Source organism: Planktothricoides raciborskii GIHE-MW2 (assembly GCF_040564635.1).
GTDB lineage: Bacteria > Cyanobacteriota > Cyanobacteriia > Cyanobacteriales > Laspinemataceae > Planktothricoides > Planktothricoides raciborskii.
The window spans coordinates 5,217,474-5,229,641 of the sequence record NZ_CP159837.1; the positions used below are offsets into that span (position 1 = coordinate 5,217,474).

The window sequence follows — 12,168 nt, forward strand, 5'->3', positions numbered from 1 at the left end:
CACACCCCCACACCCCACACTTCGCCCCTTACCTTGCCAGTTCGGGTTACACTGCTACCAGAAAACCGTAGTCAAATCGAGTTTAACTAACCACTTATGACCAATCATCTAGCCCAAACCGAAAGCCTCTACCTACGCAAACACGCGGAAAATCCGATTGATTGGTGGCCTTGGTGTCCAGAAGCCTTGGAAACTGCTCGCCGGGAGAATAAGCCAATTTTCTTGTCGATCGGCTATTCCAGTTGTCATTGGTGTACGGTCATGGAGGGGGAGGCTTTCTCAAATCAACTGATTGCTGATTATATGAATGCCAATTTTTTGCCGATTAAAGTAGACCGAGAAGAACGGCCAGATATTGATAGCATTTATATGCAAGCGCTGCAAATTATGACGGGTCAAGGAGGTTGGCCGTTAAATATTTTCTTAACCCCCGATCGCCTGATTCCTTTTTTTGGCGGCACTTATTTCTCGGTGGAACCGAAATATGGTCGTCCGGGATTTTTGCAAATTCTCCAAGCCATTCGCCGCTATTACGATACGGACAAAGCCAAGCTGCAAGATGTGACCCAGGAAATTATGCAGCATTTGCAACAGTCAGCCGTAATTCCAGGAACGGAAACCATTGCTGATGATTGTCTCAGCAGTGGTGTGCAGGTGAGTACGGCCATTATTGGCGATCGCCACGGTCGGCAAAGTTTCCCCATGATTCCCTATAGTCAACTGGTTCTCCAGGGCAGTCGCTTTAATCTGGAAGCGAAATATAATCCCCAAGAAGTCAGTATTCAACGGGGTTATGATTTAGCTTTGGGAGGCATTTACGATCATGTAGCCGGAGGATTTCACCGTTATACCGTTGACCCTACTTGGACTGTCCCCCACTTTGAGAAAATGCTCTATGACAATGGGCAAATTGTCGAATATTTGGCAAATTTATGGAGTTCTGGGGTTCACGAACCGGCTTTCAAACGGGCAGTTTTCGGGACGGTGCAATGGTTGAAACGAGAAATGACCGCCCCAGAAGGATATTTTTATGCGGCCCAAGATGCGGATAGTTTTACCACTCCCACCGCAGCAGAACCAGAGGAAGGGGCTTTTTATGTGTGGCTTTATTCAGAATTAGAAGCACTGTTAACCCCTGAAGAATTGGCGGAATTAAAAGAGCAATTTACTGTCACTCCGAATGGCAATTTTGAAGGGCAAAATGTGTTACAACGTCGGCATTTGGGCGAACTGAGTCATACTCTGGAAGCGGCATTAGCAAAACTCTTTCAACTGCGTTATGGCGCACTACCCCAGGAGTTGAAAACTTTTCCCCCAGCCCGGGATAATCAGGAAGCGAAAACCTATCCTTGGCCGGGAAGAATTCCCTCGGTGACTGACCCGAAAATGATTGTGGCTTGGAATAGTTTAATGATTTCTGGGTTGGCTACAGCCGCAGCGGTGTTTGATGAACCAGAATTTTTAGAACTAGCTACTAATGCGGCGAATTTTATCTGCGATCGCCAATGGATTGAGGGACGGTTTCATCGCCTCAACTATGAGGGCAAAACTGCGGTATTAGCCCAATCGGAAGATTATGCTTTATTTATTAAAGCTTTAATCGATTTACATCAAGTTAGTTTATCTTTTGAGTCTGCCCCAGTTGCTCCAGAATTTTGGTTAGAAACAGCCGTAAAAGTCCAGGCAGAATTTGATGAATTTCTCTGGAGTATTGAAATGGGAGGTTATTATAATACCGCCACCGATAGCAGCGATGATTTGATTATTCGGGAACGGAGTTATATGGATAATGCTACTCCTGCCGCTAATGGCATTGCCGCTGCGAATTTAGTCCGGCTGGCTTTCGTGACTGAAGACTTAAACTATCTCGATCGCGCCGAACAAATCTTACAAGCATTTAGCAGCGTCATGCAGCGGGCTGCCTCCGCTTGTCCCAGTCTTTTTGTGGCCTTAGATTGGTTTAAAAATCACACTTTAGTCCGCAGCAGTACCCCCGTATTTGCCAGTATCAATCAGCACTATTTTCCCACAGCCATCTATAAAATAGAGTCGGATATCCCAGCAGAATCCGTGGGCTTAGTTTGCCAGGGTTTTACTTGCCAAGCACCGGCGAAAACTCAGGAGCAACTATTAGACCAATTGCAAGCAAGTCAAACCAGATATCATTCGGTGGTTCAGGGTTAACTGTTGACATTTTTCATTGGTCATTTTTTGATCATTTGGGCTTTGTCTTTTGTTATTTGTTTACAGCGGTTTTCCGATTAATCCTATAAAGGGCGTGTTATTGACCAGATCAAACAGCAGCTTTTAAACCACCCTAGAGTGCGTTTTTTGCTGAGTAAAACACACCAGGCGGGAAATTAATTGGCGGTTAATGTGGTACAGCGATTTTATACTGAGTAAACCACACCCGTCGGGGAATGAATTCCCCGCCTCATAGCTCAAGTCGGATGAATCCGACTAATTATGCTTCTAGGGGTAAACAACCTTTGAACCGTACAGAATTGCAGTCGGTTTTAACCGCCTGTAGGGGTCAACGGCCGTTGACCCCTACAGGAGGGAATTCATTCCCTGGCGGTTAATGTGGTTTATTCATCTAAAAAACGCTGTAATAAAAACGCTGTAATCACTAACAACCAATAACTAAAGAATCCCTACCCAATAACTAATGATAATTGACTGAATTTTTGTGCTTTGTGAGTTTCTACTTACCAGTTGTTCTGAAATTGGTATAACAGGGCCGCTTTACCAGAGAAATTATTAAGAAAATCCGCAATTTTGTCGAAATCATCTATTCCTGATATTTTTTCTGCGATCCTATACTAAAATTCTCTTAAAGCGGTTTCGCCCCTACTGAACCACGGTAGGGCGAAGCATTCCGTAGGGGCGCATGGCCATTCGCCCCTACATTAATATTTTAAGCATCAAACTTCTGCCGGAATGCTTCGCCCCTACAAATGCTTTGTGGTTTACTCGCGGAGAAAATTGCTGTAAAGATTGGATCGCCAATTCTACTGCTAAAGGAATTGCGATCGCGATGGCGCCTCCGCGCCGCTTCGCGATCGCGCAAAAATGCCCTACTCTAATCCCACATTTCACAGGATCGAAGACTATGGTAGCGAAAAAATATCCCACCATTGGACTGATTGAACCACCAGCCACGGGACTATACGATGCTGAAGGCAAAAATTGGACTTCTTTATATAGAAATCGTTCGTTAATCAGCAAGCAAGTTTTAATCCCTGACTTGCAAGCCGGAGGATTTGATGCCCGCTTAGTCAACCTCCGAGATGATAGTTATAGTGAGGAATTTGGGCAAGTTTTCTGGAAAGGGATGAACCTGCGGAAAACTTATGTTGGTGGCAAAATTTCTGCCCTCGATCCTGAAGCTTTTGATGCTTGGGGTGTCACCGTGAATTTCTCCCAAGACCGTCAAGTGACCTGCATGGTGATCGAGCACCTGGCTAAAGGTGGGCGTCCCATTGTGGTTGGCGGATCCGATGCCCTGGCGGAACCGCACCACTACTTGAAGGCTGGCGCTACCGTAGTGGTTCAGGATAAATCCGGGGCTGCGAATTGGGCGATTTTTGACTATGTACTGGGACGACCTCCGCGAGAAGAACTCACGGGGGTGATTTTCCCTGATGGGAAACAGTATCCCCGAAAGACTAAAGCCAAAAGTCCCGATGAGTGGGCGCTGCCTTCGGTGGAAGTGGCGCGGGATTGTTTAGGGACTCTGCCCAATGTTCAGGGATTGGCCCCAGTCGGTTCTTTGGTGGCAGATATTGGTTGCGATCGCACCTGTGACTTTTGCATGACCCCCACCTACGGCACTGGTTTTCGGCGAATGTCCCCAGAAACCGCCCTTAAATGGTTGGAAATCCAGAAACAAGCGGGGGCGCGATCGATCAATATTGGTTCCGATCAATTCCTCGCCCGCGTCCTCTTTCCGGGAGGGCGAGAAGAAATCCTGGAAATTACCAATGGGGCGCGGGATATGGGAATCACTCTTATGTGGCCCAATGGTTTAGAACTGAGAAAAACCACTCTGGGGGCAGGGCGAAACTACGACAGCACCGACCTCAGACCGGACGAAGAATTGATTTCTGCGCTGTTTGCCTGGGATGGCAAAGTTGGCTGTCCTTTGGCTTATATCCCGGCGGAACGTCCGGTTTTTGGTCGAGAAGCCTACAAGAAACTTCTGCCTTGGCAAGAGCATTGTGATTTGATGAAAGCTGTGGTCAGAACGGGTGTCCCGGTGGTGACTTATGGCATTATTATCGGGCTACCGGATGATGACCATGAGGATTTGTTACGTCTTGAGGAAGCGATCGCCGACCTGGTAGATGAACTGGTGGAGATTAACCCTCAATTGGAATTTCAAACTTCTTGCTACAGCATTATTCCCTTGCCCGGAACTCCGCAATCTTATAACTTACGCAAGTCAGGAATGCTACAGTTTGAAGATACCTGTCTTTGGGGAGTTTGGACAACTACTTCCAATACTAATCATCTGACTTACGCGGAAGTTTCCGATTGGCAAATTCGTCTATCTAATATTCGTCGGGCACCGGCTGAATTTACCAACTATAACGGTGAATATTCAGCAATGGTGAGTACAGCTTCTTCCAAAGATTCACAAATTGCCTTGGCCAATTTGAACTAAACATTGACTTCGGCAAGCAAGAAACCCGGTTTCTCTAAGAAATATCTGCCTCCCCAGCAGACCCTACAGGGACACAGGGACAAGAAACCGGGTTTCTCTAAGAAATATTTGCCTCCCCACCGGAACCTACATAGAAACCCGGTTTCTAACCGCTTCAGGTTTCTAGGACTCAGGTTTTGGGGTCAATTGACTTCGGCAAGCAAGAAACCCGGTTTCTTGCTTGCCGAGCTTTTTTATCGGTAATTTGGCTAATTTGTCATCAATCGCGAGACAATTAAAGCATGAATTAAAGTATAAATTATAGTATCACTTTTTCGGTAAAAAATATCGTTTTTGATAACGTTTTTGTCTGAATTATCTGAATAAAAATTTCCCTGGTATTTGTGAGATTTTGGCTATCCGGTAATTTGATAGTCATATTATTAACCCACCGGCATTAACCGATCTGAAGTATGAATTGATTTAGAAAATTATTGACACTTCATACTTCATTTTTCTGGTTAATTGTTGCTGGCGACTGCCTGAGCAAAATCGACGGAAACTCCCGCTAAATTGCCCATTCCAGCTTGGTTTAATAAATTGTTCCACTTGGCTTCTAGATTTGAATTGTTGGGGTTAGTTGCGGCAAATTCAGCCAAGGTGGCTAGAGCATCCTGCCAAAGTTCTGCTTCTGCATATAAGTCTACGGCACCCAAGGGATCGGTATTATTCAATCGGCTGATCTGATTTGGACTTAATTCAATGCGTTCGATCCAACCATTAATAAAGGTAGTATTAATTCCGCTCTGGTTGCTAGACACTGGGCTAAATACCCATTGATATTCTTTGCCTACTTGTAAAGCTTCAGACATCATGGTTTCTGGAAGCTGGATGCGGACAATTCCCGGTTGATCGGGCAACGCTACAGTCATGCGAGCTATGTCATTTTCATTTTCATCTTTGAGGACAAAAATCCCTTCGGAAGCAGTTGTGTTGGATATATAGATAAAGACTGTGGGAGCAACGGCGACGGTCAAGGTTTTTTGACTCGGTGCTTGTAAAGCAATCATGGTTGCGGTATTGCCACTGCGAGAAGCGGCACCAGCGGTTAAGGTTGGGGCGCCTCGGTTCTCTACATTCAGTTTTGGCCCTGCGGTGGCCGATCCAGAAATACCGATACTTCCAGCGATCGCGATGGATATGGCGATCGCGACTTGAGAAATGTTGGCGGCTAAATGATTTCTAGGCATAAGAGTCTTGGGCTAAATGGTTACAGGATGTCGCGATAATGACGAAGTTATTACTATTATAAATGTCCCGTAAAGATATCCCTGAGAAATTTAAAGATTATTTAATGATATCGGTATTTATTCTCATTGCTGGCTTTCCTGTGGAGTAAATCGATCTGATTGCCAAAAACCCCTGGATATATCGGCTTTGAACCCCCCCACTCCTTTCGTTCCAGCAAGCGATTCCATCAGCGATCGCACCAGGGTAAGCTCATCCCTAAATTTCTCTGGTCAAGGTTAAATTGACTAAATTTACTCTGGAGATAAATCCAGGTATATTGTTAATTTTTATTAAACACATGAATTTCTATTACTGATTGCCTGAATCGAAATTAAATAAAAAAAAGAATAAAAATTAAAATAATTTAATAAAAAAATAATTTATGCTAAAATAAAGAAGTAAGTTAATTTTACTAAAACAATCTGCGGCTGTTATATAATCTAAAAAATGAGCCTAATTTATCACCAAATTAAGGGATTGATCAGGGATTAAAACGGCGATACAACGCTGGTAGATTATTATGTCCGTTGATTGTTTCAGTGCTGTATTGTTCAGAGTCAAAACATCATGTCGCAGCTTCCCCCGGAAAAAGAATCTCAAAAAGAATCTCAAAAAGAATCTCAAAAAGAATCGAAATCAGAAAATAATTCAAAATTTCTTGCCTCTCCAATGAAAAAAGTGAAGGGTATGAAAAAATTGGGAGCGATCGCTTTAGTAGTGGTGATTTTGTTAGGTTTTGGCGCGATTGGATATGGAATCATGGGTCGCCGCAAACCCAAAACCGATCCGATCGCCGAACTCACGGTCGCCGTAGAATTTCAGAATCGCACGGTCAGAATTCAAGCCAGTGGCACGGTGCAACCGATCCAAAGTGTCAACCTATCCCCCAAAAATGCCGGACGCCTTGAACAGTTACGAGTGGAACAGGGCGATCGCGTCGAAGCCGGTGAAATTGTCGCCATTATGGAAAGTAAAGATACGAGTGCCCGACTGGTGCAAGCCCGCGCCCGACTCAACCGCGCCGAAGCCCGACTGCGAGAACTGGAAAACGGCAACCGTGGGGAAGACATTGCCCAAGCCAGAGCTCGTTTAGCCCAAGCCGAAGCGAGTTTAAGCGAATTGCAGGCTGGTTCCCGTGGGGAAGACATTGCCCAAGCCAGAGCTCGTTTAGCCCAAGCCCAAGAGAGTTTAGCCGAATTGCGGGCAGGGAACCGTGGGGAAAACATTGCCCAAGCCAGAGCTCGTTTAGCCCAAGCCCAAGCGAGTTTAGCCGAATTGCGGGCAGGGAACCGTCGGGAAAACATTGCCCAAGCGAGAGCCCGTTTAGCCCAAGCCCAAGCCCGTCTGACGAGGGTAAAAGCCGGTAGCCGATTTGAGGAAATTGCCCAAGCGGAAGCAAGGGTAGTGGACGCCCAGGCTAGAGTGGAATTAACGGAAGTGCGGCGAAAACGAAATCAGCAATTAGCCGACGAAGGGGCAATTTCTCAAGATAGCCTGGATGAAGCGGTGACGGAAAATCGGCGGGCTCAAGCCAATTTACAAGAAGCGCAACGCCAGTTAGAACAACTGCAAAAAAATCGGCGGGAGGAACTGACACAAGCGGAAGCGGAAGTGCAAGAGGCACAACAGGCTTTAGCTTTGCAAGAAAATGGCCCGCGTCCAGAGGAAATTGCCAGGGCCGAAGCCCAAGTGCAAGAGGCCCAACAGGCTTTAGCTTTGCAAGAAAATGGCCCGCGTCCAGAGGAAATTGCCAGGGCTGAAGCCCAAGTGCAAGAGGCCCAACAGGCTTTAGCTTTGCAAGAAAATGGCCCGCGTCCAGAGGAAATTGCCAGGGCCGAAGCCCAAGTGCAAGAGGCCCAACAAGCTTTGGCTTTGCAAGAAAATGGCCCGCGTCCCGAAACCATTACTCAAGCAGAAGCGGAGGTGAACGAAGCCCTGGGACAATTGCGCGAGGTGGAAGTTCAGCTAGAAGATACGATTATTCGGGCGCCGTTTTCTGGGCAAATTACCCAAAGATATGCCACGGAGGGCGCGTTTGTGACGCCAACGACTTCCGCTTCCAGTGCGGGTCAAGCTACTTCTACTTCTATTGTCGCTTTGGCTAGAGGATTAGAAATTTTGGGGAAAGTCCCGGAAGCGGATATTACGCAAATTCAGCCCGGTCAACGGGTGGAAATTGTGGCGGATGCTTACCCTGACCAAGTTTTTACAGGTAAAGTGCGTTTGATTGCTCCAGAAGCAATTAAAGAACAAGATGTGACTTTATTTGAAGTTCGGGTTGATATTGACTCAGGTTTCGAGGAATTGCGATCGGGAATGAATGTGGATGTGACGTTTTTAGGAGATGAATTGAAAAATGCTTTAGTCGTGCCTACGGTGGCAATTGTCACCAATAAAGGTGAAACTGGGGTGTTAGTTCCTAATGAGAAAAATGAAGCGGTCTTTCGTCCTGTCACCATTGGCCCGACGATTGGCAATGATATTCAAATTCTCAGTGGTTTGGAGTCAGGCGATCGCGTCTTTGTCGGTCTTCCCCCCGGCCAAAAATTAGAAGATATTTTGAAAAATGAGGATTAATTTTAAATGAATTTAGTAGAAACTATTGAAATGGCCGCTAAAACTTTGATGTTAAATAAACTCCGCAGCGGCTTAACTATGTTAGGCATTATTATTGGCAATGCGTCGGTGATTGCTACTATTGGCATTGGGGAAGGCGCCCAACAATTTGTCAGTCAACAAGTGCAGGGACTTGGCAATAATTTATTATTTGTGGAACCGGGCAGTCCCAAGGCGCGAAATCGCCCTGTGGTGATTCCCCAAACTTTGGTGCTAGAAGATGCAGAAGCGATCGCTTCTCAAGTGCCATCGGTGAAACAAGTTGCCCCCCAAATTAATGGCAGTCAACGAGTCACTTATCGCAGTGAAAATTTTTCTGCCCGATTAGTGGGAACTACGCCAGAATTTCTCACCGTGCGTAATTTTGATATCGCCCAAGGTCGCTTTTTTAATCACCTAGATTTACAGCGGTATCAAGCGGTGGCAGTGCTTGGTTCAGACGTAGCTAAAATATTATTTAATGAGCAAAATTCTTTGGGTCAAAGTATTAGAATTAAAAACCGTTCTTTTGCGGTGATTGGGGTGATGCAATCCAAAGGAGCCACTTTTACCAGCAATCAAGATGAAACGGTGTTTTTACCTTTGACCACAATGGCTCAACAAATTTCTGGGAGTTCATCGATTTACGGCACCAAGATTAGTTTTATTTCTATTTCTGTACATAGGTTAGAAGACCTAAGTAAAGCGCAATTTCAGATAGAAAATTTGTTACGTTTGCGCCATAAAATTGTTGATGAAGATGATTTTTTTGTCCGCAATCAGCAGGAGTTGGAAAATATTACTGGGGCGGTGACTGGGGCTTTAACGATGGTCTTAGGATTGGTCGCCAGTATTTCCCTTTTGGTGGGGGGAATTGGGATTATGAATATTATGCTGGTGGCGGTAAGAGAACGCACCCAGGAAATTGGTCTGCGAAAGGCGATCGGGGCTTCCCAAAAAGATATTTTATTCCAGTTTACCGCTGAAGCGATTATTTTATCCCTTTCTGGTGGTTTGATTGGTATTGCGATCGGGGTGGGTTTAATCTTAATTATCAGTTTATTGTCTCCGTTTGAAGCGGGTTTTTCTTTAATAGCGATTACGGTTTCTACGGCTATTTCTGGGGCGATCGGCTTATTTTTTGGCATTGTTCCTGCCCAGCAAGCGGCTAAATTAGATCCGATTGTGGCTTTGCGGGCAACGGATTAAATTTTTTGCGATCTTGTAATAGTTTTACCACAGAGGCACAGAGAATCACAGAGAGCAACAGCCCCTAACATTCGTAGAGTGGGCATGCATATTTTACCCAACTTACCATATATGATGGTGAATTTTTGCCCACTCTACAATATAAATACTTATTGTCGCATAAATTTTTGTAAATGGTATTACAATAGACAAGACAATCACTCTAGAAAATCACTTATGACTGGATTTCGTGTGGGCATCGCTGGCCCTGTAGGTTCAGGAAAAACTGCATTATTAGAAGCGTTATGTAAGACATTGCGCGATCGCTATCAAATTGCTGTGGTGACAAACGATATTTATACCCAAGAAGATGCTCAATTTTTGGTTCGTTCTCAAGCATTACCACCGGAAAGGATCGTGGGGGTAGAAACCGGAGGTTGTCCCCATACAGCGATTAGAGAAGATGCATCGATGAATTTAGCCGCCGTTGAACAGCTTGAACAACTTTTTGGAGATTTAGACTTAGTGTTTGTGGAAAGTGGGGGCGACAACTTAGCCGCTACTTTTAGTCCCGAATTAGTAGATTTAACCATCTATGTAATTGATGTGGCAGCGGGAGATAAAATTCCTCGCAAGGGCGGGCCGGGAATTACTAAATCTGATTTATTAGTGATTAATAAAATCGACTTAGCGGCTTTCGTGGGTGCAGATTTAACCGTGATGGAACGAGATGCTAAAAAAATGCGGGGCGATCGACCTTTCGTCTTTACAAATCTCAAACAACACGAAGGATTAGCCAAAGTGAAAGAATTTATAGAGTTTCATCTCACCTAGCATCTCACCTAGGTAGAAAATAAGGGGTTAAATCTGCCAAAAACTCAAAATGTATTTTAAGATACATTTTTTTATAATCCCCGATCTTAAGATAGCTGTCTCAATATTTATCTATAGATAAATAGAGATCAATATTGATCTCTATTTATCTATATGACTGAATTCGGTGAGGGTAAGTAAAGTAATTATGGCAAAAATTATGACAAAATTAGGGCGACGGAAATTTTTGCTCTACAGTTCGGCAGCCTTGGGAAGCAGTCTGTTACTGAAATCCTGTTCTAGCACCGAGACGACATCTACAACCGCAGGAAATAGTGGCGATCGCATCAAAGTGGGAATTCTCCACTCCCTCAGTGGCACAATGGCTATTAGTGAAACCACGGTCAAAGAAGCAGAACTATTAGCTATCAAAGAGATTAATCAAGCGGGCGGAGTTCTCGGCAAGCAAATTGAACCGATTATTGAAGATGGGGCTTCTGATTGGCCAACTTTTGCCGAAAAAGCACAAAAACTGATCGATCAAGACAAAGTAACTACCGTCTTTGGCTGTTGGACTTCTGCCAGCCGTAAAGCGGTTAAAGATGTCTTTGAAGCCAAAGATCATATGCTTTGGTATCCCGTACAATATGAAGGTCAAGAATGTTCTAAAAATATTTTCTACACAGGTGCAGCGCCTAACCAACAGATTGAGCCAGCGGTTGATTGGCTGCTACAAAATAAAGGCAAAAAATTCTTTTTAGTTGGGTCTGACTACGTTTTCCCCCGCACCGCGAACACAATTATTAAAGAGCAACTTAAAGTCAAAGGTGGGGAAACCGTTGGGGAAGATTATCTGCCCCTGGGAAATGCCGAAGTCACACCAATTATCACCAAAATTAAGCAAGCTTTACCCGATGGGGGGGTGATTTTTAATAGTCTGAATGGGGATAGTAATGTTGCCTTCTTCAAACAAATGCAAGGGGCGGGATTAACGGCGGATAAATATCCCGTGATGTCCGTGAGTATTGGCGAAGAAGAAGTCCGACAAATTGGTAAAGAATTTCTCGTCGGTCATTATGCTTCTTGGAACTATTTTATGACCGTAGATAGTCCGGCCAATAAAAAATTTGTCGAAGCTTTTAAAGCGGAATACGGACAAGATCGCGTCACCAACGATCCAATGGAAGCCGCCTATATTATGGTTTACCTTTGGAAACAAGCGGTAGAACAAGCGGGAACTGCTGACGATTTAAATAAGGTACGGGCGGCGGCAATTGGTCAAACGTTTGATGCCCCAGAAGGGCAGGTCAAAATGTATCCCAATCATCACATCTCTAAAACCGTGCGAATTGGTCAAGTGAGAAATGATGGTCTATTTGATATTGTTTGGTCAACGGATGCCCCGGTCGATCCAGTTCCCTGGAATCAATATGTCCCGACAACCAAAGGTTATGGCTGTGACTGGACCGATCCCAATAAGGGAGAAAAGTACAAGATTTAAGTATTAAAATATTTTAATCACGGGTTTTTATAGTTTGGAAACCCGTGATTAACCGAGAAATTTTAATTGGTAAAAATTCTTTTTCCGGGGACATTTTTTGTGGCCGCTTGTCGGTTAACGGTTAATGCTTCCCACG

Annotated in this window: 7 protein-coding genes; 6 read left to right on the plus strand and 1 reads right to left on the minus strand. The window is 44.7% G+C overall.

The genetic code is table 11. From position 1 onward, the window contains the following. Window positions 1-96 precede the first annotated feature (96 nt). Both ABWT76_RS22355 and ABWT76_RS22360 read left to right on the plus strand, forming a co-directional pair. Window positions 97-2,184 carry a thioredoxin domain-containing protein gene (locus ABWT76_RS22355; protein WP_190879522.1) on the plus strand — a complete coding sequence of 696 codons (2,088 nt, stop codon included), beginning with the start codon at window positions 97-99 and terminating at the stop codon, window positions 2,182-2,184. A gap of 706 nt (window positions 2,185-2,890) precedes the next feature. After that, window positions 2,891-4,666, plus strand: a complete 1,776-nt coding sequence (locus ABWT76_RS22360) for a radical SAM protein (RefSeq protein WP_354634977.1) — start codon at window positions 2,891-2,893, stop codon at window positions 4,664-4,666. Between the two features lie 500 nt (window positions 4,667-5,166). On the opposite strand, the gene ABWT76_RS22365 is transcribed toward ABWT76_RS22360, so the two are convergent. Further along, window positions 5,167-5,895, minus strand: coding sequence for a DUF928 domain-containing protein (locus tag ABWT76_RS22365; protein ID WP_054468001.1), 729 nt, complete (start codon window positions 5,893-5,895; stop codon window positions 5,167-5,169). A gap of 799 nt (window positions 5,896-6,694) precedes the next feature. Between ABWT76_RS22365 and ABWT76_RS22370 the strand changes: the two genes are divergently transcribed. From ABWT76_RS22370 to urtA, 4 genes are all read left to right on the plus strand, one after another. After that, complete coding sequence (locus ABWT76_RS22370) at window positions 6,695-8,512, plus strand: efflux RND transporter periplasmic adaptor subunit (protein WP_190879567.1); 1,818 nt, start codon at window positions 6,695-6,697, stop codon at window positions 8,510-8,512. A 6-nt stretch (window positions 8,513-8,518) separates the two neighbouring features. After that, window positions 8,519-9,739, plus strand: a complete 1,221-nt coding sequence (locus ABWT76_RS22375) for an ABC transporter permease (protein WP_190879521.1) — start codon at window positions 8,519-8,521, stop codon at window positions 9,737-9,739. A 216-nt stretch (window positions 9,740-9,955) separates the two neighbouring features. Beyond that, window positions 9,956-10,552 carry an urease accessory protein UreG gene (gene ureG, locus ABWT76_RS22380; RefSeq protein ID WP_054467998.1) on the plus strand — a complete coding sequence of 199 codons (597 nt, stop codon included), beginning with the start codon at window positions 9,956-9,958 and terminating at the stop codon, window positions 10,550-10,552. A 199-nt stretch (window positions 10,553-10,751) separates the two neighbouring features. Beyond that, a complete protein-coding gene (gene urtA, locus ABWT76_RS22385; RefSeq protein ID WP_054468081.1) occupies window positions 10,752-12,032 on the plus strand; it encodes an urea ABC transporter substrate-binding protein in 1,281 nt (426 codons plus the stop codon). Window positions 12,033-12,168: the final 136 nt, after the last annotated feature.

What these genes read in the sequence shown, in the direction of transcription:
- ABWT76_RS22355 (WP_190879522.1), top strand. Translation starts at nt 97, where the DNA reads ATGACCAATCATCTAGCCCAAACCGAAAGCCTCTACCTACGCAAACAC.
- ABWT76_RS22360 (WP_354634977.1), top strand. Translation starts at nt 2,891, where the DNA reads ATGGCCATTCGCCCCTACATTAATATTTTAAGCATCAAACTTCTGCCG.
- ABWT76_RS22365 (WP_054468001.1), bottom strand. Translation starts at nt 5,895, where the DNA reads ATGCCTAGAAATCATTTAGCCGCCAACATTTCTCAAGTCGCGATCGCC.
- ABWT76_RS22370 (WP_190879567.1), top strand. Translation starts at nt 6,695, where the DNA reads ATGGGTCGCCGCAAACCCAAAACCGATCCGATCGCCGAACTCACGGTC.
- ABWT76_RS22375 (WP_190879521.1), top strand. Translation starts at nt 8,519, where the DNA reads ATGAATTTAGTAGAAACTATTGAAATGGCCGCTAAAACTTTGATGTTA.
- ureG (WP_054467998.1), top strand. Translation starts at nt 9,956, where the DNA reads ATGACTGGATTTCGTGTGGGCATCGCTGGCCCTGTAGGTTCAGGAAAA.
- urtA (WP_054468081.1), top strand. Translation starts at nt 10,752, where the DNA reads ATGACAAAATTAGGGCGACGGAAATTTTTGCTCTACAGTTCGGCAGCC.